The sequence below is a fragment of the Pseudomonas sp. 300 genome (genome assembly GCF_055803035.1).
In genome coordinates this window covers 150,445-174,212 of record NZ_JAVLRV010000002.1, presented here as the reverse complement: position 1 = coordinate 174,212, position 23,768 = coordinate 150,445, and the positions used below count along the sequence as shown (strand labels likewise).

The following is a 23,768-nucleotide window of genomic DNA, read 5'->3' as shown; positions in this document are numbered from 1 at the left end:
GCCGGCCAGAGGAGAACAATAAAAATGATCTTCACCCAGGAACACGAAGCACTGCGCCGTACCGTTCGCCAATTCGTCGAGCACGAGATCAATCCGCACGTCGAAGAATGGGAAAAGGCCGGACGCTTTCCCATCCACGAGATCTTCCGCAAGGCCGGTGAACTCGGCTTGCTGGGGATTTCCAAGCCGGAAAAATTCGGCGGCATGGGGCTCGACTACAGCTATTCGATTGTCGCCGCCGAAGAATTCGGCACCATTCATTGCGGCGGCATTCCGATGTCCATTGGCGTGCAGACCGACATGTGCACCCCGGCACTGGCGCGTTTCGGTTCCGATGAACTGCGTGAAGAATTTCTGCGCCCGGCCATTACCGGCGAACAGGTCGGCTGCATCGGCGTTTCCGAAGTCGGCGCCGGTTCCGACGTGGCCGGGCTGAAAACCACCGCCCGCAAGGACGGCGACGACTACGTGATCAACGGCAGCAAGATGTGGATCACCAACTCGCCAAGCGCCGATTTCATTTGTCTGCTGGCCAACACCTCGGACGACAAACCGCACATCAACAAGTCGCTGATCATGGTGCCGATGAACACGCCGGGGATCAGCCTCAGCTCGCACCTGGACAAGCTCGGCATGCGCAGCTCGGAAACCGCCCAGGTGTTTTTCGACAACGTGCGCGTACCGCAACGCAACCGCATCGGCCATGAAGGCGCCGGGTTCATGATGCAAATGCTGCAGTTTCAGGAAGAACGCCTGTTCGGCGCGGCGAACATGATCAAGGGCCTGGAATACTGCATCGACAGCACCATCGAGTATTGCAAGGAACGCAAAACCTTCGGCAATGCGCTGATCGACAATCAGGTCATCCACTTCCGCCTCGCCGAATTGCAAACCGAAATCGAATGCCTGCGGGCGCTGGTCTATCAGGCCACCGAGCAATACATCAAAGGTCAGGACGTCACGCGTCTGGCCTCAATGGCCAAACTCAAGGCCGGGCGGCTGGGCCGCGAAGTCAGCGACAGTTGCCTGCAATATTGGGGCGGTATGGGCTTCATGTGGGACAACCCGGTGGCCCGCGCTTACCGCGATGTGCGGCTGGTGTCGATTGGCGGCGGCGCCGACGAAATCATGTTGGGAATCATCTGCAAACTCATGGGCATCCTGCCGGGGAAAAAGAAATGAGCACCCTGCCGGTTTGCCAGACGTTACTGCTCGAACCGCATAACGGCGTGCTGCACATCACCCTCAACCGCCCGGAAAGCCGCAACGCCATGAGCCTGCTGATGGTCGCCGAACTGCGCGCGGTGTTGTTGGCTGTGCGCGACGACCGTGCGATTCGGGCCTTGGTGATCGGCGGTGCCGGTGGACATTTCTGTGCCGGTGGCGACATCAAGGACATGGCCAACGCCCGTGCTCAGGGCGCGAGCGCCTTTCGCGATCTGAACCGCGCATTCGGCGCGCTGCTGCAAGAGGTGCAACACGCGCCGCAAGTGGTGATCACCGTGCTGCACGGCGCGGTGCTGGGCGGCGGTTTGGGGCTGGCCTGCGTCAGCGATGTTGCCCTGGCGGATCACCAGGCGCAGTTCGGAATGCCAGAGACCAGCCTCGGCGTGTTGCCCGCGCAGATCGCGCCGTTTGTGGTCCAGCGAATCGGTCTGACTCAGGCCCGGCGCCTGGCGCTGACGGCGGCGCGGTTCGATGGCACCCAGGCGCGGCGCATGGGGCTGGTGCATTTTGTCGAGCATGACGCGCAAGCTTTGGCCGAGCGTCTCGGTGAAGTTCTGGCCCATGTGCTGTGTTGTGCGCCGGGGGCCAATGCGACGACCAAAAAGTTGTTGCTGGCGAGTGCCGGACAGCCTTCGGAGGCGTTGCTGGATGAAGCGGCCGAGTGGTTCAGCGAAGCGGTGACCGGGGCGGAAGGCGTTGAGGGGACCATGGCTTTTGTGCAAAAGCGTAAACCGGGGTGGGCCATTTAAAAGCTGCGCGGGCAAGCCCGCGATGAGGCCATCACTTTCACCGCAATCCCAAGGGAATAAACCATGCCCGCCCTGAAAAAAATCCTGATCGCCAACCGCGGTGAAATCGCCTGCCGCATTCAGCGCACCGCCCAGGCTTTGGGCTACCGCACGGTCGCCGTGTTCAGCGACGCAGATGCAGACGCCCTGCACGTGCAAATGGCCGACGAAGCCGTCAACATCGGCCCGGCCCCGGTGCAGCAGTCGTACCTGAACATCCCGGCCATCCTCGACGCCGCCCGACGCACCGGTGCCGATTCGATCCACCCCGGCTACGGCTTCCTCTCGGAAAACGCCGAATTCGCTCGCGCCTGCCACCTCGCCGGCCTCACCTTCATCGGCCCCAGCCCCGAAGCCATCGAGCTGATGGGCAGCAAACGCCTGTCGAAACTCGCCATGCTCGAGGCCAATGTACCCTGCATCAAAGGCTATCAAGGCACCGGGCAGGACGACGCGACCCTGAGCCGCGAAGCCGCGCGCATTGGCTTTCCGCTGATGATCAAGGCCAGTGCCGGCGGTGGCGGACGCGGCATGCGTCTGGTGCACGATGCAGGGGACTTGCTCGCACAGATCCGCACCGCGCGCTCCGAGGCATTGCACGGGTTCGGCAGCGGCGAACTGATCCTCGAACAAGCGCTGATCGATCCGCGTCACGTTGAGGTTCAACTGTTCGGCGACCAACACGGCAACCTGATCTACCTCGGCGAACGCGACTGTTCGATCCAGCGCCGCCATCAGAAAGTCATCGAAGAAGCGCCCTGCCCGGTCATGACCGCCGAACTGCGTCAGGCCATGGGCGAAGCGGCACTCAAGGCCGGTCGCGCGGTGAATTATGTGGGCGCCGGCACTGTGGAGTTTTTGCTGGATGCGCACGGGCAGTTCTACTTTCTGGAAATGAACACACGGTTGCAGGTGGAGCACCCGGTGACCGAATTGATCACCGGTCTCGACCTGGTGGCCTGGCAACTGCACGTCGCCGAAGGATTGCCGTTGCCGCTGCGCCAGGAACAGGTGCACCTCAACGGCCACGCCATGGAAGTGCGCCTGTATGCCGAAGACCCTGCCCAGGGATTCCTCCCTCAGACCGGGCGCATCACCACCTGGGAACCGGCCTTGCAATGCGGCGCGCGGATCGACCATGGGCTGATCGAAGGTCAACAGGTCAGCCCGTTCTATGACCCGATGCTGGGCAAGATCATCGCCCACGGCGCTACCCGTGAAGAAGCCCGGCGCAAGTTGTTGCGCGCGGTGCAGGACAGCGTGCTGTTGGGCCTGCCGAGCAATCAGCGCTTGCTCGCCAGCCTGCTGGAACATCCAAGCTTCATTAGTGGCGAGTTCAGCACCGGGTTCATCCCGTCGCATTTCGCTGACCATCCCTGCCTGCATCCTCATGTACCCAGCGCCACAGAGCTGGCGATTGCAGTGGCACTGTTCTATCAGGCTTGCGCGCAGGTTCATCCCGCCGCGCTGGCCGGTTGGCGCAACAACGCCAGTGTGCCGCTGCACTATCGCATCGGCCTGGGGGATCGGGACTGGCTGGTGCAATTGAACGCGGTGCCGGGCGAACCCTACCGGATTGAAGTCGCCACACAGACCTTCGAACTGGACGTCATCCAGTGCGACGGACGCTGGGCCACTCTGGAGATCGACGGCATCCGCCAGCGTCATGCCTATCGTCTGGAAGCCGGACAACTCTGCCTCTTCACCCGCCCCGGCAGCCTGCGCCTGGAGGACCGCACGCAAGCGCTGGTCAACGGCCAGGCCAGCGTCAGCTCCGGCACGCTCAAGGCGCCGATGGACGGCGCGATCGTCGACGTGCTGGTCGCGGAAGGCAGCCCGGTCAGTAAAGGCCAACTGCTGGTAGTGCTGGAAGCAATGAAAATGGAGCATCCGCTCAAGTCCGGCATCGACGGCGTGCTTAAACGCTTGCAGGTCAGGGTGGGCGATCAGGTAAAAAATCGTCAGATTTTGTTGGAGGTCGAATAAGCCGCTAGGCGGATCCGTCGGGTTTGGCTACGCTCAAGCCCTATCAGGATGCGGATACCGGGAACCCTTCAATGCCTCACTGGCTGGTGATTGATCTGGAAGCCACCACCGATGAGGGTGGCTGGCCAGTTACGGAAATGGAAATCATCGAAATCGGCGCCACACTGGTGGACCGAAAAGGGCGTGAACAGGACCATTTCCAGCGCTTCGTGCGACCGTTGCGACGGCCCCTGCTCACGCCGTTTTGTCGCGAGCTGACCCACATTACCCAGGCCAATATCGACACCGCGCAGCCGTTGACCGAAGTCTGGACTGCCTTCGAACGCTGGCTCGCGCAGCATCACTCGCGCCTGGAAGGCTGGGCCAGTTGGGGCGATTACGACCGCAAACAACTGTTGCAGGAATGGCAGAAGTTGCAACTCGACAGCCAACTGAGCCGCGTGCCCCACATGAACCTCAAGCAACGCTTTGCCAAGGCCCGGCGGCTGGAACGCCCGCTGGGCCTCAACGGCGCCCTGCAACTGGCGGGCATGCAGTTCACCGGCCAGCAACACCGGGCGCTGGAAGATGCGCGCAATACAGCACGTCTGTTACCGCTGATTCTCCCGCTCTAGAGAGGTGACGGCGCCAAGGGCCTTGTGCATACTGGCCGGCCCTTTTTAGCCCTTTTCGAGGAATCGCCCATGTTTAAAGTCAACGAGTACTTCGACGGCACCGTCAAGTCGATCGCCTTTGGCACCGCTGAAGGTCCGGCGACCATTGGCGTCATGGCTCCGGGCGAATACGAATTCGGCACCAGCCAGCGTGAAATCATGCACGTGGTGACCGGCGCCCTGACCGTCAAACTGCCAGACAGCACCGACTGGGAAACCTTCGCCGCCGGTAGCCAGTTCAACGTGCCAGCCAACAGCAAGTTCCAGCTGAAAGTGGCCGTCGACACCGCTTACCTGTGCGAATACCGCGGCTAAAACCGCGGGCTTGCACCGCGCAAAAAAATGCCCGTGTCCTTTTGGATACGGGCATTTTTCATTTCAGGGCGCTTACTCCAGGATCGTGACCGGCATGCCGACTTCGAGTTGGCCGTTGCCGTCATTGACCAGATTCTGGCCGAACATCGCACCATCTTCCTGGGCGCGATATTTCTGCAAGGTTGCGAGGGGCTCACGATCATCGCTGCGTTCGCCGGTTTGCGGATCGATGGTGGTCAGAATGCAGCGCGAGCACGGCTTGACCACGCGGAACTCGACGTCGCCGATACGGATGCGCTTCCAGCCATCCTCGGCATAGGCGTCGCTGCCCTCGATCACCAGATTCGGTCGAAAACGCAGCATCTCCAACGAACGCCCGACTCTTTGCGAAAGATCCTCAAGGGATGCCTGCCCGATCAGCAACAACGGGAAGCCATCGGCGAAGGCCACCTTGTCGTCGTCCTTGCCATAACCTGCCTGTGTGGTCCGTGCGCGATCAACCGGCACTTGCACCAGGCGAGTCGGCTTGCCAATGAATTCACTGACCCAGGCCCCGGCCGCATCGCCGGCATCAGGCACACGCAAGGTGTCGCGCCAGATGGTCACGCCACGCAGTTCAGCGTCGCTGGCAGGCAAGGCAATATCGATCGGCGTATGGCCGGGAGCGCTGAGGGTCAAGCCACCTTGGGTATTCCACAACGCCGACAGCTGACTCATCTGCGCCACCGCACGCTGGGTCAGGAAGCGCCCGCTGGCCTCGTCCACCAGCATCCAGCGTCGATCCCCGTCCAGCCCCAGTGTGTCGAGGCTGACCTGTTGCAGGGACTCGCCCTTGCCGGATTTCAACGGATAACGATAAAGCGCGCTCAGACGCAGCATGACCAGCTCCCTGGAGGACAAAAACGCCACCCTATACGAGCTTTCTCATTGAATCAAAGGCTGAAAGTTGGACACCAGGCCCCTGTGGGGGCGGGCTTGCCCGCGAAGGGGGGATCACTTCCAGCATCAATGGCGACTGGTCTAGCGCTATCGCGGGCAAGGCCGCTCCCACAGGTCGGTTGTTTGCAGCCTTTACGGATTATCAGGCAGGCACTTCATCGAGCATCAGGCGCTGACGCACCACGTCGACCAGTTTGTCCGGCTGGAACTTGGAGAGGAAGTTGTCGCAGCCGACCTTCTTGACCATCGAGTCGTTGAAACTGCCGGACAACGAGGTGTGCAACACCACGTAGAGTCCGCGCAGACGCGGATCGTTGCGGATCTCGGTGGTCAGGCGATAGCCGTCCATTTCCGGCATCTCGGCGTCGGTGAAGATCATCAGCAGTTTGTCGGTCATGTTCACGCCAGTATCCGCCCAGCCTTTGAGCATGTTCAGCGCTTTCAAACCATCGCTGGCAATGTGCATCTTCACACCCAACTGGCCGAGGGTGTCGCGCAACTGCGAGAGCGCCACGTTGGAGTCGTCCACCAGCAGCACTTCACGGCCACGGGCGCGTTCCAGCACCGGATCGTCAAGCTTTTCGCGGGACACCTTGGCGTTGTACGGAACGATTTCGGCGAGGACTTTTTCGACGTCGATAATCTCCACCAACTGATCATCGACCTTGCTGATGGCGGTCAGGTAATGCTGACGGCCGGCGCTGGTCGGCGGCGGCAGAATGGCTTCCCAGTTCATGTTGACGATGCGGTCCACGCCGCCAACGAGGAACGCCTGCACCGAACGGTTGTATTCGGTGACGATGATCGTGCTGGTCGGACTTGGCACCAGCGGACGCATACCGATCGCCTGGGACAGGTCGATCACCGGCAACGTCTGGCCACGCAGGTTGACCACGCCGCAGACGAACGGATGGCGCTGGGGCATCAGGGTCAGCTTCGGCAGTTGCAGCACTTCCTGCACTTTGAAAACGTTGATCGCAAACAATTGCCGCCCCGCCAGGCGAAACATGAGAATTTCCAGGCGATTCTCACCCACCAGTTGCGTGCGTTGGTCTACCGTGTCGAGAATGCCGGCCATCAATGACTCCTGGTCTTGTTCTGATGAATTCACTAAAGAGGGTTATCGGCTGTTTTTTCCGGACCTTGACCCCGATGCAAAATGCCACGTTCAAGCATTGATGTCACATTAACATCATGCTTTACTAGCCCCATCACTTCATCTGCTTCATTCCCTGCGGCGCGACCACGTTTCGTCCGTTAGGTTCCCGTGCGTAAGGGATTCCCCTAGTAACAATCAGGCCCGACCTGATATTCGCAATATCCAATAGCCATTAATGTGACGCCATTCTCATTGCATGAACGGAGTCAGGCTTTTGTGTGCGATCGCAGATCAGTGGCCATCCACCCTCTCGAACTCCCCAGCCTGCAGACAGCCCGGCTGGGCCGCGATCTCACGACGGCACGGCAACGCCATGGCGCCGATCATCTTCACCGACGCACACGACATTCCCTCAATTGACATGACGTTGTGGAGATAAGCATGCCGAACGACCGTAAAGAGTGGGCACAGCGACTCCCTGAGTTTCTCGTCGAAGCTGAAACGCTCCTGGCCAAATCCGAGGAATGCCTGAGTCATTTGCAACTGATCAGCAATGACAAAGACGCCATTGAATGCATGCTCAGCACCCTGCTCAAGTTGGCCAACAAGGCCGATGCCCTTGCCCTGGTCGCCGTTTCGGAGTTTTCGCTGCACATTCATGGCCTGCTGAACCATGCCCAAAACCACGTTGACCTGCACGCTCAGGCGCTGGATGCCTTGAAAGACTGTTTCACATTGATGGCCTGGCAACTCGAACTGATCGATCAGACCACGGGTCAACTCAGCCTTGATGGCAGTGAACAGACCTCGTTGATCGAAGCCTTTGCCTACCAGGTCGGGCAAAACCAGTTTCAGCCACCGGTTAATTCAAAACCGTTCCGACTCGTGTCCTTTTCGGAACGGCAAGCTTAATTTCACCCGCTAACTACATCGTGGTTCGTATTCATATTGCACGATGCCATTCTGTAACTTGAGCACGCTCATGTCGCAATTGAATACTTCATACCTGTCAACGACAGCCTGATACAAACAACTATTTCCCGCCGAACTTTTCCATTGTGGAACTACCGTCCCAAATCTCTATTTCCTGACTGTATAGACATATATACCGAACGCGACCAACGGTATGTTAAGTGGTATTATGCCGACCATTAGTTGACGTCAATTAATGGCAGAGTGACTCAGACAGTGACCCGTCAATCAATTGGACCGGTCTGCCCGCAGCGAACATCCATTGGCTCCATCCGCTATGTACGCCAGCCTCAAGTCAATCACCATGTGGCCCCCCTCCCGAGTAAACGCACGTCGGTTCACGCTTTTGCTGTGTACCTGCTCGGCGCTCGGCAGCCTGCTGATCTATGGCCTTTCCACGCGTTTGCCGCTAAGCCTGCTGGTGCTCAATATTGCAGCGCTGACGTGCGTCTGGGTACAGCATCGCCTCTCGCGCAAGTCGATAAAGTTCGAGCCTCAAGAGCTCGCCGACCGCTTATTGAAGGTTCAGGAAAACGAGCGCCATCGGCTCAGTCGTGAACTGCATGACGATATTGGCCAGTTATTGACGGCGGCAAAACTTCAAAGTGAATGGCTCAAACGCCGAATGCCCGAAGAACTGCAAGAGCAATGCGCGGTGCTCTGCGACACGTTGGAAGAAACCCTGACCAAAGTGCGGGACGTATCGGCCATCCTCAACCCCAGACAGCTGACCAGCCTCGGGCTGGAAGCCAGTCTGCGTGCACATTTGCTCAAGACACTGGGCAACACGCCGGTGCACTGGAGCCTGGAATGCCATTCACGCTTGACCGGCATCCCCGAAGAAATGGCGGTGGCCGCCTTTCGAATTACTCAGGAAGCGGTGACCAACATACTGCGCCACGCCGAGGCGAAAAACCTGTTGGTCCGCCTGCAGCGCCAGCCTCAAGGCTTGACGCTGTTGATCAGCGATGACGGCCTGGGGTTCGCGCCGGCAACAGATCCGGGTCGTGAGGGGCAGCGCGGAATGGCCGGGATGTCGGAACGTATCGATCAGTTGGGCGGCACACTGACCGTCACCAGCGAACCGGGCAAAGGCACTCAAATCGAAGCTCTCTTCCCCTGGGCGCCACGTGCGCTCGAACGGGCCAGTACGAATAAGGTTAGGCGTTGACTTGTAACTTACTTCTGGTGGATGACCACTCGCTTATCAGGGCTGGCGTGCGCGCTCTGGTGCTGGATATTCCCGGCTATGCTGTCATCGGCGAGGCCAATGACGGCTCGCAGCTGCTCGAAATGGTCGAACTGCTGTCTCCGGACATTGTGCTGCTGGATATTTCCATGAAGGAAACCGGTGGCCTTGAAGCCTTGCAACGCCTCAAGCGCGTGCGCCCGCAAAGCAAGGTGCTGATTCTGTCGATGCACACCGATCCGGCGCTCATCATGCAGGCTCTGGAATCCGGCGCCCATGGCTACCTGCTCAAGGACACCACGGCCACCGAACTCGAACACGCCCTGGATGCCCTGCGCAATAACGAGCGCTACTTGAGCCCGGCCATCGCCCATACAGTTATCAACCAGGCGCTGACCCGGAACCAGAAACATCAGCCGGAACCCGCTGACTCGCACAACCTGACGGCACGTCAGCTGGAAATCCTGCGGCTGATTGTCCGCGGAAAATCCACCCGGGAAATCGCCAATGGCCTGGGCCTGAGCATCAAGACAGTAGAAACGCACCGCTCGCAAATCATGAAACGCTTGCAGATTTACGACGTGGCGGGTCTGGTGCTGTTCGCCGTGCGTGAGCAGATTATCAGCCTGGACGATTGATCGTTGCCGGAACGCTCAGCAGCGGTGAGTCCTCGGGCAAATGCACCCGCAGTGCTGCCGGGCGCGCCGAGAAGCGCAAGCTGTCGCCTTCCAGTGGTTCACCATCGAGATTGATGTAGAGACCTTCCGAGACCTTGATCTCGACCCATGGCAAACGGGCGCGCACGAACATATTGTCGATACCGAAGCCTTCAGCGAGCAAACTTTTCAACGTTCCGACCACTTCCTGCGGCGCAGGTAGAATGCTGATATCCAGCAGACCGTCGTCCGCCAGCGCCTGTGGGCACAGCACGTGACCACCGCCCGCCTGGCGCCCATTGCCGATGCCCAGCGCCAACAGTTCGCCACTCCACTGAAAATCCGGGCCATGCAGCTCGCCATAGGCTGCATGCAACTCGCTGAAACGTGACAAACCCGTGAACAGGTAGGCGGCGCCTCCGAGCACTTTCTTCAAGTCCTCGGAGGTATTGGCCGTGACCTGACTGCCGAAGCCGCCCGTGGCCATGTTCAGAAACACCTGCCCACCGACTTCCCCCAGATCAATGGCCCTTGGTTCAGTGTCCAGAAGATTCAAGGCTTGGGCGGGTTCCAGAGGTACGCCGGCAGCGCGTGCGAAATCGTTGGCCGTTCCCAACGGCATCAATACCAGACTGGCCTGCGTCGACTGCGCAGCCATGGCCTCGGCAATATCACGCAACGTTCCATCACCCCCTCCGGCGATGACCTGCCTATAGCCCGCCGCCAGCGCCTCATCCACCAAGCGCCGTGCGTCACCAGCCTCCCAGGTCAATCGAACTGCCAACTCCCAACCTTGTGCGCGCTTACCTTCGACCGCCGCACGGACCTCCTCGTTGACCGCCTGCTTGCCATGCAGAATCAACAGCGCCTTGCGTTCGCTCATTGTGATCACTCCCATGTTTGCATTCCGTATGGGGGATGTTGACCGCGATGCGCCCCATAAAAGTCGCAGGAAAAAGAATTATTTCAAAGAGACCGGGATTGCGGTCCTACAAGGCGGGATTTTTTCTTACAAAATCTGAGGAATCGGCTCAATTGACCCACCCGTTTGATTGGTACACCTTGGTGGCTGCGGTTTATCAGCCATCCATCAGCAGGAATTACAGGGACGTACCATGCAAAGCCATGACATCAGGTTACCGGGCATTCCGGTTGTACCACACGTAGAAAGACGGGCCAAACAGCAAGCCGAATCCAATAAAAGCAGAAACCCCACTGGAGAAGTTGAAATGGAACCTCGTGTCATTGAACTGGAAACGCATCTCGAATACATCCGAAGAGACATGGATGAAGTACGCAATGACGTCAAATCAATCAAACACAGGCTTGCCTATTCAGCCGGTGGCACCGCCGTGGTGCTCGGCCTTCTGGGCTGGATCGCCAACAGTCGTTTCGACCAGGTCGCGGCGCTTCTCGCACATTGAGCGTCAGCCAATAACGCAAAACCCGGTTCGATCAACCGGGATTACGTGGTCAGCGCGAGGCAAGTATCAGCCCAGAACTTCGCTCAGCGGGATGAAATACACGCTGTCACCGTCGATCAGCGTGCGATCCTCCAGCACTTCAACCAGACCATCAGCCCAGGCTGCGCTGCGCAGTACACCTGAACTCTGGTTCTTGTAGATGATCGCCCGGCCGTTTTCCAGACGCCCACGCAAGTACTCGCGTCGACTGCCGGCTTTGGGCCAATCAAACCCTGCCAGTACCTGAAATTTCAGCGGTTCAACCACTTTTACGCCCTGACGGCGCAGAAGATAGGGCCTTGCCAACAAGGCAAAGGTCACCAGGGTCGATGCCGGGTTGCCGGGCAATCCAATGACCGGAACCCCACGAAAATGCCCGAAGGTCAGCGGCTTGCCCGGTTTGATAGCGAGTTTCCACAATGTCAGCTCGCCCTCCTCCCGCAAGGCAATGCCCAGAAAATCGGCCTCACCCACCGATACGCCACCTGTCGAGAGGATCAGGTCGACGTCTGTCAAACCGGCAAGACGGGCACGAGTGGTCTCCAGGTTATCCGGAAGAATACCGGCATCGATCACCTCACAACCCAAACGCTGCAACCAGCTACAGAGCAACACTCGATTGCTGTTGTAGATCTGGCCGGGGCCCAACGCTTTACCCGGTTCAACCAATTCATCACCGGTGGACAGTACGGCGACACGCACTTTGCGAATCACCTCCAGCTCTGCGCATCCCAGTGAAGCCGCCAAGCCCTGCTCTATTGGCCCAAGCCGCGTGCCGGCTGGCAGAATCAGTTCACCGACGGTGGTTTCCTGGCCTTGTGGACGGATGTTTTGTCCTGGCGCCAAGGCTTCGGTGAAACGGACTCGTTCATCCGCCTGGACTTCGGCGTTTTCCTGCATCTCGACGCAGTCGGCCCCAGCAGGAACTGGCGCACCGGTAAAGATTCGCGCGCAGGTTCCGGGCCTCAAGGGCTCCGGTGCGATGCCCGCAAATATTTTTTGGCTGACCTCCAGCGGTTCTCCCGTCCAGTCAGCCATCCGCAAGGCATAACCGTCCATTGCACTATTAGGCCACGGAGGAAGATCAAGCGTCGAGACCAGGTCATCGGCCAGAACACGGCCCTGAACCTGCGCCAGAGGCAAGCGCTCACGTTCACGAATTGGCGCGGCCTCAGCCATTTCCAGCAAGCGCGCCAGTGCCGCTTCGACAGGCATCAGGCTGCCTGTCTTGCCTGGCTTACCCACGGGATTCACAGGGTGCAGCCTGTTTCAGATGAGGCACGAAATTGCATGGGCGGTGCCGCGAATCCAATTGTTCAGCGAGAATACCGTCCCAACCGGTTCGCACAGCGTTGGTCGAGCCGGGCAAGCAGCAGACCAATGTCCCATTTGCCAAACCGGCCAAGGCGCGGGACTGGACAGTGGAGGTGCCAATATCCGCCACCGATATTTGCCGGAAAAGCTCGCCAAAACCATCGACCTGTTTATCCAGCAGGCAACTCACCGCTTCGGGTGTGCTGTCGCGCCCGGTGAATCCCGTGCCGCCCGTGATCAGGACAACCTGTACCACATCGTCGGCAATCCAGTTGGCGACTTGCGCACGGATTTTGTAGAGGTCATCTTTGAGCAGAACCCGAAAGGCCAGGTTATGGCCAGCAGCGCTCAAACGGTCAACGAAGACCTGGCCTGACGTGTCGGTTTCCAGAGTTCGGGTATCGCTGACAGTCAGCACCGCGATGTTGAGCGGTGCGAAAGGTACATCAGCCTTGGCTTTCATAGGCTCGTCCAGTTGTAGGAGAAACAGCCCGGTGTTATATCACAGCGCCTCCTTTTTTCGCCGCCCCCATGGAGACCTGCCATGACCTCGAATACACATTTACCCCCCTGTTCCATTTTGCTCCTGGCGGGAGGGCGCGGCCAACGTATGGGGGGTCAGGATAAGGGGCTTATCGAGTGGCACGGCGAGCCATTGATCGCGCATCTACATCGCAAGACTCGTCTGCTGAGCGATGACCTGATCATTTCCTGCAACAGGAACCTTGAAAAGTATGCGCCCTACGCCGACCAGTTGGTCCATGACGAAGACGGCGACTTCCCCGGTCCGTTGGCCGGCATGCGTGCGGGCCTGAGGGCCGCTCGTCATGCACATCTGCTGGTATTGCCTTGTGACGTTCCACGCATCGATGCCACGCTACTGCATAGCATGCGCGAAACCGCCCGCCAGCATCCGGACAAACCGCTGATGCTGCGCCATGGCGAACATTGGGAACCCTTGCTGTGCATCATTCCTGTAGCGCTGCGCGAAGCGTTCGAAAGTGCCTGGAATGACGGCGAACGCAGCCCGGGTCGCCTCATGCGCAAACTGGGTGCTACCGCGCTGCAGTGCCCCGACAACGATCCTCGCCTGGCCAACCTCAATACACCGGAACTGTTAAGTGCCCACAACACTGTGTCAGACTGACACGAGAATGAACTTGCGCGTGTCGCAAACGTCTCAAGCTCAGTTACTAAAAGAATTCATATTCGGAGACACACTCATGACTCAACGGACCCTCGCCGCTTTCATGCTCGCACTCGGCATCGCTACCCTTGCCGGTTGCGCATCGCCTGCAGTGATCACCTTGAATGACGGGCGCGAAATCCAGGCTGTCGACGCGCCAAAATACGATGATGAATCGGGTTTCTACGAGTTTGAACAGTTGGACGGCAAACAAACCCGCGTCAACAAGGATCAAGTTCGTACCGTCAAAGAGCTGTAATCTTTGGGGCACCCACCGGATACAGAAAAGCCCGCTTTATGCGGGCTTTTTCGTGGCTGAAGAATGACCATCACCATTGCAGGGTGATAGCACTTTCGAAGTCTCTTTCCTCCCCCGTGACCGGGTCCAGAAACCGCAGTCCTTGTGCCAGCAACTTCAAGGGATTGGCATAATCGTCGTCGACGTCCTTGAGCACTTGCGGATAAAAGGGGTCATTGCAGATGCTGGCACCCAAAGCCGTCATGTGCACCCGCAACTGATGCTTTTTGCCTGTCACCGGGTAAAGCGCATAACGCCAGAGATCACCGTTCATCTCCCTGACCTCGACAGCCGTCTCGGTGTTGCTGACGCCCGGCCCTTCCTGCATGCGGAAAAAAGGCTCGCCATCTATGAGCCGACTCTTATGGACCAAGGGAAAGGCCAGTTCCGGTAATGCCCTGGCAATGGCCTCGTAGCGTTTTTCGATCTGCCGCGTTGGAAACAACGACTGATACGCAGAACGGCTCTGAGGGTTGGCTGAAAACAGCACAAGCCCCGCCGTATGCCGGTCAATGCGATGCAACGGCACAAGGTGCGGGTTATCCAGCCGACGGATCAACCGCCGCAACAGCGTCTGCTCGACATATTCACCGGCCGGGGTTACAGGCAGGAAATGCGGTTTGTCTGCCACCACCAGATGTTCGTCCGCATACAGAATCGACTCGATCACAGGGATCGGCTTTTCGTCCGGCACTTCCCGAAAATAGTGAATCCGCAGGCCTTCCTTGTAAGGAAGATCAAGAGCGATTGGCGCACCGTGCCCATCGAGGACACGACCCCGGGCGATTCGATCCAGCCATTGCTCGCGACCGATGGCGCTGAAGTGTTCGCACAGGCAATCGAGTACGGTCTGCCACGGGCCAGGCGGCAAGTAGAGCGTACTGGCCTGGCTGTGTGCAGCAGAAAAAGATGAAGTGGACATACGGAAGTTCTGACCCTCAATGCAGGGCGGTATTATCCAACAGTGGCCGGACCGAACCTAGCAGAGAATCCTCAGGCCGGGATCGACTGCGTGCGCGCCGCCGCTTCGGTGAACTCCTTGAGCCAGCGCAACACATCTACCGCCTCCCAGCGACCCGGATCATAAATCGCGTACAACAAGCCCTGATAGCCCACGACGTCCAGCTGCCGGTGATAACCCGCTCGTTGGAACAGCGCTTCGATTTCGGCGAAACAGGTATTGAAATGCAGCTTGTTGAACGGGGTTTTTCCTTCCGTAACCAAGCCATCCAGACGCAATTCGAGGACGGCCTCACGCACTACATCCACCGACATCCGGTTCACGCTGTTCTTCAATTGTTCGACATTGACCAAGATTCATCCCTCTGACTTCCGGGATCACCTGCCTGAATCCGCAATCAAGAGAACACGACAGGTGATCGGCATAACTGTATGCACATACAGTAACCGAATAACCTCAATTTGGCCAACGACCGAAACGGCAACAGCGACGGGCGGGAATCGCGAAACCTGTCAAGGTCAGCGCAGGAACGCCACAACCTGGTCGGCACTGAATGGCCAGCCCAGATCAGCGCCGGTATCGACTCGCCGTAACACCGGAATACGCAGGCTGTAGGCTTCGAACCATGCTTCATCGTCAGCGATATCCACCAGTTCGACCAGCAGACCGCGCTCGACAAACTCCATCAGCATGGCTTCGGCCACTTCGCAGAGATGGCACCCAAGGGTGCCGAAAAGCTGACATTCAGGAAGCATGAGCTCAAGCCCCGATAAAGTAAGCGTTTATTCTAGGCCCGCTATCAGGAGCAGTCGAGCCAATGAATCAGACGCCCAGGCAACGGCGCATTTCAAAAGTTTTCGGCAACTCCCTGACTCAAATCATTCAAGCGCAATGTCATTTGCGCGATGCTCGCGGCTTTTTTGCCTCTACGCTTGAGTCATTCGCACCCTGACCGGAGTTTCTTTGTGTTCGCCAACCTGTTGATCATCCTCGCCTCCTCTCTGGTGGTAATTGCACTGTTCCAGCGCCTGCGCCTGCCACCGGTGCTGGGTTACCTGTGCGTAGGGTTGATGATCGGACCGACCGCATTCAACTGGGTCAATGAAAGCGAGGAGTTGCCTGACCTCGCCGAACTGGGCGTGGTGTTCCTACTGTTCTCCCTCGGCCTGGAGTTCTCCCTGACAAAAATGCTCGCGTTGCGCCACGTGGTGTTCCGGCTGGGCGGCCTGCAAGTACTGGTCACCGCGATACTGCTTGGGGGGGTGCTGATGTTGCTCGGCATGTCGGCAACCCCTGCGCTGCTGCTCGGTGCCGGTCTGTCGCTGTCTTCCACCGCCATTGTCAGCAAGGAGTTGGGCAGTCTCGGCGAAATTTTCAGCAGCCATGGCCAGAATGCCATTGCGGTGCTGCTATTCCAGGACGTAGTGGCGGTATTGCTGCTGACCCTGGTGCCGGTGTTCGCCGGCAATAGCGATCAGCCTTGGTATTGGGCGCTGCCTCTGACGCTGGGCAAGACCATTGTGCTGTTCGTCGGGCTGTTGCTGGCCAGTCGCTGGTTGCTGCCTCGGCTGTTCCATGAAGTGGCGGAGGCTCGTTCCGCCGAACTATTTGTACTGTTGGCGCTGGTCATTGTGTTGCTGACCGCCTGGCTGACGCACCTGCTCGGCCTCTCCCCTGCCCTGGGGGCGTTTCTCGCCGGCATGCTGCTGGGGGAGAGCCATTACCGCCATCAAATAGAAGCCGATATCCGTCCGTTCCGCGACATTCTGCTCGGGGTGTTTTTCGTCAGCATCGGCATGTTGATCGACTTGCAGTTGTTTGCCAGCCACGGCCTGCTGATCCTCGGTCTGACCCTCGGTTTGCTGCTGATCAAAGGCTGCGTGGTCGCGCTGCTGGTCAAATGGCGCGGCAGCGATCGCGAGACCGCCTGGCGCAGTGGCCTAGCTTTGGCCCAGGGCGGCGAGTTCTGCTTCGCGTTGATGGCCCTTATGCAACAGAACAAAATGATGCCCTCCGATCTCGGGGGGCTGCTGCTGGCCGCGACCTTCTGCTCGATGCTGCTAACGCCGCTGTTGCTGCGCGCGGCGCCCAACATCGCGACACGTCTGCACCGCAAACCCAACGAAGAAGCCAAACTCGAGGAAATAAGCACGCTGAACGCCGGTTTGCACAGCCATGTTGTGATCTGCGGCTACGGTCGCGTCGGTCAGTCGATCGGGAGAGCACTACGCAATGCGCTGCAGCCCTATATCGCGCTGGACACCGATCCGGTGCGTGTCCAGGAAGCCGCAGCGGGTGAAACCTGTGTGCACTATGGCGACTCACGGCGCGGTGAACTGCTGCTGGCGGTCGGGCTGGTGCGCGCCAGGCTGCTGGTGATTGCCGTGGACCAGGCCGATATCGCGTTACTGATTCTCAAGGAGGCGCGCCGATTAAACTCGACCGTTCCAATCCTGGTACGCACTCGGGACGACAGCCAACTGGCCGAGTTGAAAGCAGCCGGCGCCAGCGAAGTCGTGCCCGAATTACTCGAGTCGAGCCTGATGCTCGCCTCCCACGCGTTGATCATGCTGGGTTTACCCGCGCATCAGGTCCAAGAGCGGGCCAACCAGATACGGCATGACCGCTATCGTCTGCTGCACGGTCTTTATCCCGGCACCGACGATGAAGAAACCTGACTCAGTCCTGACTCACGGCGCCGATCTTGTGCACCGACAAGTCCGCGCCGTAATACTCTTCTTCCTGACTCAGGCGCAGACCATGGAACGCCTTGATCACGCCATACACTGTGAAGCCACCGGCCAGCGCCACGACCACTCCCAGGGCGGTTCCGATCAACTGACTGATCAGGCTCACCCCACCCAGACCACCCAATGCACTCTGACCAAAAATGCCGCAGGCGATTCCGCCCCAGACACCGCACAGACCATGCAATGGCCACACACCCAATACGTCGTCGATGTGCCATTTGCCCTGAGCGGCGGTAAAGCACCAGACAAACAGCGCCCCGGCGATGGCACCGGTCACCAGCGCGCCTACCGGGTGCATCAGATCGGAACCGGCGCAAATCGCCACCAACCCGGCCAGTGGACCGTTATGCAGAAAGCCCGGGTCATTGCGCCCGACGATCAGCGCCGCCACAGTGCCGCCAACCATCGCCATCAGCGAGTTGACCGCGACCAACCCGCTGACGCCCTGCAAGGTTTGGGCGCTCATCACGTTAAAACCGAACCAGCCCACAATGAGAATCCACGACCCCAGGGCCAGGAAGGGAATGCTCGAAGGGGCGAACGCCACCAAGCGTCCATCGCGATAGCGACCTTGCCTGGGGCCGAGCAACAACACCGCAGCCAGCGCCAGCCAGCCACCCATGGCGTGGACCACCACCGACCCGGCGAAATCATGGAAACTGGCGCCAAAGTGCGCCAGCAACCAGGCCTGCAAGCCAAAGTTGCCGTTCCAGATCATGCCCTCGAAAAAGGGATAGATGAATGCCACGATCAACGCCGTCGCACACAACTGCGGAACGAACCGGGCGCGCTCGGCGATGCCGCCGGAAATGATTGCCGGTATCGCTGCGGCGAACGTCAGCAGAAAGAAAAACTTAACCAGGCTATAACCATGATCGGCATTGATCACCGCCGCCGGTTGCATGAAGGTGACACCGTAGGAAATCCAGTAGCCTATAAAGAAGTAGGCGAGGGTCGAAATGGCGAAATCGCTGAGGATCTTCGACAAAGCGTTGACCTGGTTCTTTTGTCGAACCGTGCCGACTTCGAGGAAGGCAAAACCGGCGTGCATGGCCAGGACCATCACGGCACCGATCAGAATGAACAACGTATTGGAGCTGTGGACCAGACTGGCCACAGCGCTTTGCAGATTTTCCATGAGGTTGGCAGACCTGAAGGCTAAAAAAAGCACCAAATCGGTTCGCGCTGACAATTCATGCACCAAGTTGCAACTTCGACGAATCAGTCCATTGATCCCGTTGAGCCACTTTGGCGCACAAGGTTGGAACCTTTGCGCGGGTTTTCATAATTTGAGATAAGGTTTTGCCCGATTCTTGCCCAGCAACAGCGCAAACACGCGGGCTAACGCACCACGACATAGCAAAAGTTGTACCAGTCATTTGTACTGAACCTTCGCGCAAGGCTCATACTCGAACGCAACAGAAGCCACTTACGGAGATCACCAATGGCCAGCATCAAGGCAAAGACTGCTCAAGAAATCCTGATGAACGACTTTCAGACTTTGGTCAGCGACACCGAGCGGTTGCTGGAACACACCGCCACATTGGCCGGCGATCAGGCGGATGAGTTGCGCGAGCAGATCCACGACAGTCTGCTGCGTGCACGCGAAACCTTGAAACTGACTGAAGACTCTTTGCGCGAACGTGGCAAGGCCGCAGTCACCGCCACTGAAGACTACGTTCAGGCCAACCCATGGCAATCGGTCGGGATCGCGGCCGGCGTGGGTTTCCTGATTGGTCTGCTGGCAACCCGGCGCTGATTATGGCGATCGGCGAATCCGGCTCGTCCGCGACGGGCCCAAACTCCTCACCGCGGCGCCTGGGTGCCGCTTTCCTCGGCCTGCTGCACAGCCATGTCGAACTGTTCGGCATCGAATTGCAGGAGCAAAAAGCCCGCACCGTCAGCCTGCTGCTGTTCGCAGGCCTGGCGCTGGTGTTTGCCTTGCTGTTGCTGGTGGGATTGTCGACGCTGGTGTTGATCCTGTTTTGGGACACCTATCGTCTGCCCGCCATCATCGGGCTCTGCGTGTTCTACACCCTCGCGGCCATCTTCTGCGCGATGCGTTTGAGAGCAGCGATTTTCGATGAGTCCTCGCCCTTCCATGGCACCCTGGAAGAACTGGCCAATGATCGGGAGCGCCTGCTGCCATGAGCCTGCCTGAACTGCCTCACAACAGCTCGCGCACGGAAATGCGCAAGGCGCTGATCCGCCTGCGCATGGAAATGCATCGCCAGGAAATCCGTCACGAATCCGCGCAACTGCTACAACCCTTGCAACGTATGCGCGGGATGACGCAAAACCTGCAAGACGGCTTCGGCATCAAGCATGCCCCGCTCTGGGGCGTGGCGGCCGTGACTCTGCTGGGCTTTTTGACTGGCAAGGGCGCCAAGAGCGGTGGCGCAAGCAGCCTGACTCGCCTGGTTCGTCTAGGCACCACGCTGGGGCCGCTGATCAAGCTGGTTCTGCAAGGCGACTCGCGCAAACACTGAAGCCACTATCTGGCTGCATTCTTGCAACATCGCCGGGATGAACCTCTTTATCGAGGGGTTCAAACCTGCGCGTCTACCGGGCCATCAGGTTTCATCCAGAACAAGACCTTACTAAGGAGGCCTCGTGATCGACGGGCAACCGCTCGCCTGCTTTCAACCGTTCATCGATACCGCCACCGGCCGTATCGCCGGCGTCGAAGCACTGGGCCGACTGCGTCAGGCCGATGGTCAATTGGCCTCGGTAGGCCCACTGTTCGCCGACCCGAGGACTCCCGCCATCGCCCTGCGTCGTCTGGATCGCCAGATCCGCGATAACGCCCTGAGCCGTTTGCATGAAGCGCCCTCAGAGTGGTTTCTCAGCCTGAACATGTCACCACGCTGGATCAGCCGCTTGCGCCCGGACCAGGCATTGCCGAGCCTCAAGCAACTGAGCCGGCATGGCGTCGACCCGCAGCGAATCGTTTTCGAAATCACCGAACTGGGCGGCGACATCCAGCGTCTGGCCGACGTGGTAGCGAGATACCGGCTCGCCGGCGCGCGAATTGCCATCGATGATTTCGGTGCCGGTTATTCGCAGCTCGATCGTGTGCTGGCCCTGCAACCGGACATTCTCAAGCTCGACATGCGGCTGTTCCAGGCTGCAGCGTTGGGCGGCCCCAGCAGCGACGTGGTCAAGGCCCTGGCGCAAATGGCGGAAAAAACCGGGTGCTGGATCATTGCCGAAGGGGTGGAAACCGACACTCAACTGAATTTTGCCCTTGAGTGCGGATCGCGCTATGTCCAGGGTTTTCTGTTTGCCCGCGCGCAAGCAGACTTCTTCGCCACAGACGCCTTTGTCGAGCGCTTCGCCCAGCTGCGTCAGCGCTATGTACAGCAGAAACTGGCTGAACGCGGTCGCCTGATGATCATGCGCCAGCAACTGTGCGAGCTGATGGCGATTCTGCAAGCCTGGGCCCAGGCTTGCGCGCCGTTAAGCGCCTTGCCACAACTGGATGCCTTTCCCTGGTTATTGCGCTTCTATCAATGCGACCGCCACGGCACGCAACTGACACCCAACCTCGAGTGGCGCAACAACGCCTGGAAAGCCGACGGTCGTTACCTGGGCCACAACTGGTCATGGCGCCCGTACTTTTATCATCTGCTGGCAGAGGGTTGGGATGAGCGCCGACTGACACTTTCCAACACTTACCGCGACGCCACCAGCAACCAGTACTGTCTCACTGCCGGGCAGTTTTTCGCCGACGGCGAGCGACTGCTGCTCATCGATATCGACGCCGCGGGGCTGTAGGAATCGAGCTTGCTCGCGATGATGGCAGTTCACTCGATATTGCAGTGCCTGACACGCCGTCATCGCCGGCAACCCGTGCTCCTGAAGTCGTGCGTATGTTTTTCCCTTGCAGCCCATGGCGCGAACCGGGAAGCTTAAGGCATCAGTCACCTGACGGAGAGATACAGCCTTGGATTGGCAAACCCTGCTCACCCGCGAACGCCTCGGAAAGCCTCTGCACAGCCCGGAAGAACTCGGCCGCAGCCCTTTCCACAAAGACCACGACCGCATCATTTTCTCGGGAGCGTTTCGCCGTCTCGGCCGCAAGACCCAAGTCCATCCGGTCACCAGCAACGACCACATTCACACGCGCCTGACCCACTCGCTGGAAGTCAGTTGCGTTGGCCGCTCGCTGGGCATGCGCGTTGGCGAAACCATCCGCAATGCCCTGCCCGACTGGTGCGAACCCAGTGACCTGGGCATGGTGGTGCAATCGGCTTGCCTGGCCCACGACATCGGCAACCCGCCCTTCGGTCACTCCGGCGAAGACGCGATCCGTCACTGGTTTCAACAGGCTGCAGGCCGTGGCTGGCTGGATGCAATGAGCGAAGCTGAACGCAATGACTTCCTCAATTTCGAAGGCAATGCCCAAGGCTTCCGGGTGCTCACCCAGCTTGAATACCATCAGTTCGATGGCGGTACCCGGCTGACCTACGCCACGCTGGGTACTTACCTGAAATACCCATGGACGGCCATGCACGCCGATTCGCTGGGTTACAAGAAGCACAAGTTCGGTTGCTATCAGAGTGAACTGCCATTGCTGGAGCAGATCGCTCATAAACTTGGCCTGCCCCAACTCGAGGAGCAGCGCTGGGCCCGCCATCCGCTGGTCTATCTGATGGAGGCCGCCGATGACATCTGCTACGCGCTGATCGATCTGGAAGACGGTCTGGAAATGGAGTTGCTGGAGTACGCGGAAGTCGAATCCCTGTTACTGGACCTGGTCGGCGACGATCTGCCGGAAACCTATCGCCAGCTCGGCCCGCAGGATTCGCGGCGACGTAAACTGGCGATCCTGCGCGGCAAAGCCATCGAGCACCTGACCAACGCCGCCGCCCGTGCTTTTGTCGAGCAACAGGATGCGTTGCTGGCTGGCACACTGCCCGGTGATCTGGTGGAGCACATGCATGGACCGGCCAAGCGCTGCGTACTGAATGCCAAGGACATGGCGCGCAAGAAAATCTTTCAGGACAAGCGCAAGACCCTGCACGAAATCGGTGCCTATACCACGCTGGAAATCCTGCTCAACGCCTTCTGCGGCGCAGCGCTGGAACAGCACAACGGGCGCACGCCTTCATTCAAGAGCCGTCGCATCCTCGATTTGCTGGGTAACAACGCGCCTGACCCTCAAGGGCCGTTGCACACGTCATTCTTGCGCATGATTGACTTCATCGCCGGCATGACCGACAGCTATGCCAGCGAAATGGCCCTGGAGATGACCGGTCGTTCGAGCCACTGATGAGAGCAGCTTGATCAGCCATTCCGCGGCGTGAAATGGTTGATCAGCGTCCCACCTGTTTTTGAATGAAAAACGCCCGATGCGATGCATCGGGCGTTAGGGTGAAACAGGGGTAAACCTATTTCAGGACTAGACACTTATTTAATTCGTTTGGCGATTTCAATCTCCTGATGACCGGGTTGGAGGGTTTCCAATTATCGAATGGCCGGCAGCGCATCGGCGCCGCCGTCATTCTTGACAGCCCTGGCTTAGAGCAACAGGTCCGCCGCGGTCAATGCAGTGACGCCCATCAGCTTGATCGAGAAATCAGCCGTGTGGTCGGTGTTGCTATTGCCGTAAAGCACCACATAGCTGCCTTGCTCGTCCGAGCCGGTTTCGTAACGAAGTTCTTTGGCCGCACCGGTGAAATCGTCCGCTTCGCCCACAAACTTGTAGCCCTTGAGTGCCGAGAAGTCGAGCTTGTCGCCGCTCCCCGGTTGAACGGCATCTGTGGTGAATTTGTAGATTTCATCTTGCTTGGCACCCAAACCCATTTCGTTGAGGGCATTGAACTTGAAGATGTCGACCCCGGTGTTGCCCATCAAATGGTCGGTGCCGGTCCCGCCGTTCAGAATATTGATGCCACCCACGCCGGCATAGAGATTGTCGTCTCCCGCACCACCGTTGAGGGTGTTGTTGCCGGCATTGCCGGTGATGG

The 23,768-nt window shown here is 58.9% G+C and carries 27 protein-coding genes; 17 read left to right on the top strand and 10 right to left on the bottom strand.

Features of this window, described 5'->3' with window-relative positions:
- Positions 1-24 precede the first annotated feature (24 nt).
- The 5 genes from atuD (at position 25) to ppnP (ending at position 4,969) form a co-directional block, all read left to right on the top strand.
- Positions 25-1,182 carry a citronellyl-CoA dehydrogenase gene (gene atuD, locus Q7W83_RS06890; protein ID WP_150632202.1) on the top strand — a complete coding sequence of 386 codons (1,158 nt, stop codon included), beginning with the start codon at positions 25-27 and terminating at the stop codon, positions 1,180-1,182.
- Positions 1,179-1,976, top strand: a complete 798-nt coding sequence (locus Q7W83_RS06885; protein ID WP_150654648.1) for an enoyl-CoA hydratase/isomerase family protein — start codon at positions 1,179-1,181, stop codon at positions 1,974-1,976. The genes atuD and Q7W83_RS06885 overlap by 4 nt, the downstream gene beginning before the upstream one ends.
- A gap of 63 nt (positions 1,977-2,039) precedes the next feature.
- Positions 2,040-4,001, top strand: coding sequence for an acetyl/propionyl/methylcrotonyl-CoA carboxylase subunit alpha (locus Q7W83_RS06880; protein ID WP_458377165.1), 1,962 nt, complete (start codon positions 2,040-2,042; stop codon positions 3,999-4,001).
- 71 nt (positions 4,002-4,072) lie between these two features.
- A complete protein-coding gene (locus tag Q7W83_RS06875; RefSeq protein WP_150632205.1) occupies positions 4,073-4,615 on the top strand; it encodes a 3'-5' exonuclease in 543 nt (180 codons plus the stop codon).
- Positions 4,616-4,684: 69 nt separating this feature from the next.
- Positions 4,685-4,969, top strand: coding sequence for a pyrimidine/purine nucleoside phosphorylase (gene ppnP / locus Q7W83_RS06870; protein ID WP_010461229.1), 285 nt, complete (start codon positions 4,685-4,687; stop codon positions 4,967-4,969).
- A 72-nt stretch (positions 4,970-5,041) separates the two neighbouring features.
- On the opposite strand, the gene Q7W83_RS06865 is transcribed toward ppnP, so the two are convergent.
- Both Q7W83_RS06865 and Q7W83_RS06860 read right to left on the bottom strand, forming a co-directional pair.
- On the bottom strand, positions 5,042-5,848 hold the full coding sequence (locus Q7W83_RS06865) for an MOSC domain-containing protein (protein WP_150635831.1): 807 nt from the start codon (positions 5,846-5,848) through the stop codon (positions 5,042-5,044).
- A gap of 202 nt (positions 5,849-6,050) precedes the next feature.
- Complete coding sequence (locus Q7W83_RS06860; RefSeq protein ID WP_150632207.1) at positions 6,051-6,986, bottom strand: chemotaxis protein CheV; 936 nt, start codon at positions 6,984-6,986, stop codon at positions 6,051-6,053.
- Between the two features lie 462 nt (positions 6,987-7,448).
- On the opposite strand from Q7W83_RS06860, the gene Q7W83_RS06855 reads away from it, so the two are divergent.
- The 3 genes from Q7W83_RS06855 (at position 7,449) to Q7W83_RS06845 (ending at position 9,806) form a co-directional block, all read left to right on the top strand.
- The gene (locus tag Q7W83_RS06855) at positions 7,449-7,919 is read left to right on the top strand and encodes a hypothetical protein (protein ID WP_473655825.1); all 471 of its coding nucleotides are present in this window, start codon (positions 7,449-7,451) and stop codon (positions 7,917-7,919) included.
- A 337-nt stretch (positions 7,920-8,256) separates the two neighbouring features.
- Positions 8,257-9,150, top strand: coding sequence for a sensor histidine kinase (locus tag Q7W83_RS06850; RefSeq protein ID WP_150632245.1), 894 nt, complete (start codon positions 8,257-8,259; stop codon positions 9,148-9,150).
- Positions 9,147-9,806 (top strand): response regulator, encoded by a 660-nt coding sequence (locus tag Q7W83_RS06845; RefSeq protein ID WP_473655824.1) that lies wholly within the window; start codon positions 9,147-9,149, stop codon positions 9,804-9,806. Before Q7W83_RS06850 ends, Q7W83_RS06845 begins: the two co-directional genes overlap by 4 nt.
- Here the strand turns inward: Q7W83_RS06845 and yegS are convergent.
- Positions 9,790-10,707 (bottom strand): lipid kinase YegS, encoded by a 918-nt coding sequence (yegS, locus tag Q7W83_RS06840; RefSeq protein WP_150636413.1) that lies wholly within the window; start codon positions 10,705-10,707, stop codon positions 9,790-9,792. The two genes, Q7W83_RS06845 and yegS, sit on opposite strands and share 17 nt — an antisense overlap.
- A gap of 232 nt (positions 10,708-10,939) precedes the next feature.
- On the opposite strand from yegS, the gene Q7W83_RS06835 reads away from it, so the two are divergent.
- A complete protein-coding gene (locus Q7W83_RS06835) occupies positions 10,940-11,248 on the top strand; it encodes a hypothetical protein (RefSeq protein ID WP_150632210.1) in 309 nt (102 codons plus the stop codon).
- Positions 11,249-11,314: 66 nt separating this feature from the next.
- Here the strand turns inward: Q7W83_RS06835 and Q7W83_RS06830 are convergent, their stop codons facing one another.
- Both Q7W83_RS06830 and moaB read right to left on the bottom strand, forming a co-directional pair.
- Positions 11,315-12,541 carry a molybdopterin molybdotransferase MoeA gene (locus Q7W83_RS06830; RefSeq protein ID WP_473655823.1) on the bottom strand — a complete coding sequence of 409 codons (1,227 nt, stop codon included), beginning with the start codon at positions 12,539-12,541 and terminating at the stop codon, positions 11,315-11,317.
- A complete protein-coding gene (gene moaB, locus Q7W83_RS06825) occupies positions 12,525-13,064 on the bottom strand; it encodes a molybdenum cofactor biosynthesis protein B (RefSeq protein ID WP_150632212.1) in 540 nt (179 codons plus the stop codon). The genes Q7W83_RS06830 and moaB overlap by 17 nt, the downstream gene beginning before the upstream one ends.
- An 81-nt stretch (positions 13,065-13,145) precedes the next feature.
- Here moaB and mobA point away from each other — a divergent pair, with 81 nt between their 5' ends.
- Positions 13,146-13,748, top strand: a complete 603-nt coding sequence (mobA, locus tag Q7W83_RS06820; protein WP_150632213.1) for a molybdenum cofactor guanylyltransferase MobA — start codon at positions 13,146-13,148, stop codon at positions 13,746-13,748.
- Between the two features lie 76 nt (positions 13,749-13,824).
- Positions 13,825-14,046 carry a YgdI/YgdR family lipoprotein gene (locus tag Q7W83_RS06815; protein WP_150632214.1) on the top strand — a complete coding sequence of 74 codons (222 nt, stop codon included), beginning with the start codon at positions 13,825-13,827 and terminating at the stop codon, positions 14,044-14,046.
- A gap of 70 nt (positions 14,047-14,116) precedes the next feature.
- On the opposite strand, the gene Q7W83_RS06810 is transcribed toward Q7W83_RS06815, so the two are convergent.
- The 3 genes from Q7W83_RS06810 to Q7W83_RS06800 all read right to left on the bottom strand — a co-directional run bounded on the left by Q7W83_RS06810 (position 14,117) and on the right by Q7W83_RS06800 (position 15,801).
- Positions 14,117-15,007 carry a pseudouridine synthase gene (locus Q7W83_RS06810; protein WP_473655822.1) on the bottom strand — a complete coding sequence of 297 codons (891 nt, stop codon included), beginning with the start codon at positions 15,005-15,007 and terminating at the stop codon, positions 14,117-14,119.
- 71 nt (positions 15,008-15,078) lie between these two features.
- Positions 15,079-15,399: a transcriptional regulator gene (locus tag Q7W83_RS06805; RefSeq protein WP_150632216.1), complete on the bottom strand. Its 321-nt coding sequence runs from the start codon at positions 15,397-15,399 to the stop codon at positions 15,079-15,081.
- 165 nt (positions 15,400-15,564) lie between these two features.
- Positions 15,565-15,801 (bottom strand): glutaredoxin family protein, encoded by a 237-nt coding sequence (locus Q7W83_RS06800; RefSeq protein WP_150632217.1) that lies wholly within the window; start codon positions 15,799-15,801, stop codon positions 15,565-15,567.
- A 210-nt stretch (positions 15,802-16,011) separates the two neighbouring features.
- Here Q7W83_RS06800 and Q7W83_RS06795 point away from each other — a divergent pair, with 210 nt between their 5' ends.
- The gene (locus tag Q7W83_RS06795) at positions 16,012-17,724 is read left to right on the top strand and encodes a cation:proton antiporter (RefSeq protein ID WP_150635838.1); all 1,713 of its coding nucleotides are present in this window, start codon (positions 16,012-16,014) and stop codon (positions 17,722-17,724) included.
- Between the two features lies 1 nt (position 17,725).
- Here Q7W83_RS06795 and Q7W83_RS06790 read toward each other — a convergent pair whose 3' ends face one another.
- Positions 17,726-18,934, bottom strand: coding sequence for an ammonium transporter (locus Q7W83_RS06790; protein ID WP_150632219.1), 1,209 nt, complete (start codon positions 18,932-18,934; stop codon positions 17,726-17,728).
- A 306-nt stretch (positions 18,935-19,240) separates the two neighbouring features.
- Between Q7W83_RS06790 and Q7W83_RS06785 the strand changes: the two genes are divergently transcribed.
- The 5 genes from Q7W83_RS06785 to Q7W83_RS06765 all read left to right on the top strand — a co-directional run bounded on the left by Q7W83_RS06785 (position 19,241) and on the right by Q7W83_RS06765 (position 23,071).
- Positions 19,241-19,555: an ElaB/YgaM/YqjD family protein gene (locus tag Q7W83_RS06785; protein ID WP_008030332.1), complete on the top strand. Its 315-nt coding sequence runs from the start codon at positions 19,241-19,243 to the stop codon at positions 19,553-19,555.
- Positions 19,556-19,557: 2 nt separating this feature from the next.
- On the top strand, positions 19,558-19,947 hold the full coding sequence (locus Q7W83_RS06780; RefSeq protein ID WP_150632220.1) for a phage holin family protein: 390 nt from the start codon (positions 19,558-19,560) through the stop codon (positions 19,945-19,947).
- The gene (locus Q7W83_RS06775) at positions 19,944-20,285 is read left to right on the top strand and encodes a hypothetical protein (RefSeq protein WP_150635841.1); all 342 of its coding nucleotides are present in this window, start codon (positions 19,944-19,946) and stop codon (positions 20,283-20,285) included. The genes Q7W83_RS06780 and Q7W83_RS06775 overlap by 4 nt, the downstream gene beginning before the upstream one ends.
- Positions 20,286-20,409: 124 nt before the next feature.
- Positions 20,410-21,573, top strand: coding sequence for an EAL domain-containing protein (locus Q7W83_RS06770; protein WP_150632222.1), 1,164 nt, complete (start codon positions 20,410-20,412; stop codon positions 21,571-21,573).
- A 169-nt stretch (positions 21,574-21,742) separates the two neighbouring features.
- On the top strand, positions 21,743-23,071 hold the full coding sequence (locus tag Q7W83_RS06765) for a deoxyguanosinetriphosphate triphosphohydrolase (protein WP_150632223.1): 1,329 nt from the start codon (positions 21,743-21,745) through the stop codon (positions 23,069-23,071).
- A 248-nt stretch (positions 23,072-23,319) separates the two neighbouring features.
- Here the strand turns inward: Q7W83_RS06765 and Q7W83_RS06760 are convergent.
- The coding region (locus tag Q7W83_RS06760; protein ID WP_473655821.1) for a calcium-binding protein at positions 23,320-23,768 on the bottom strand (449 nt) is incomplete at its 5' end.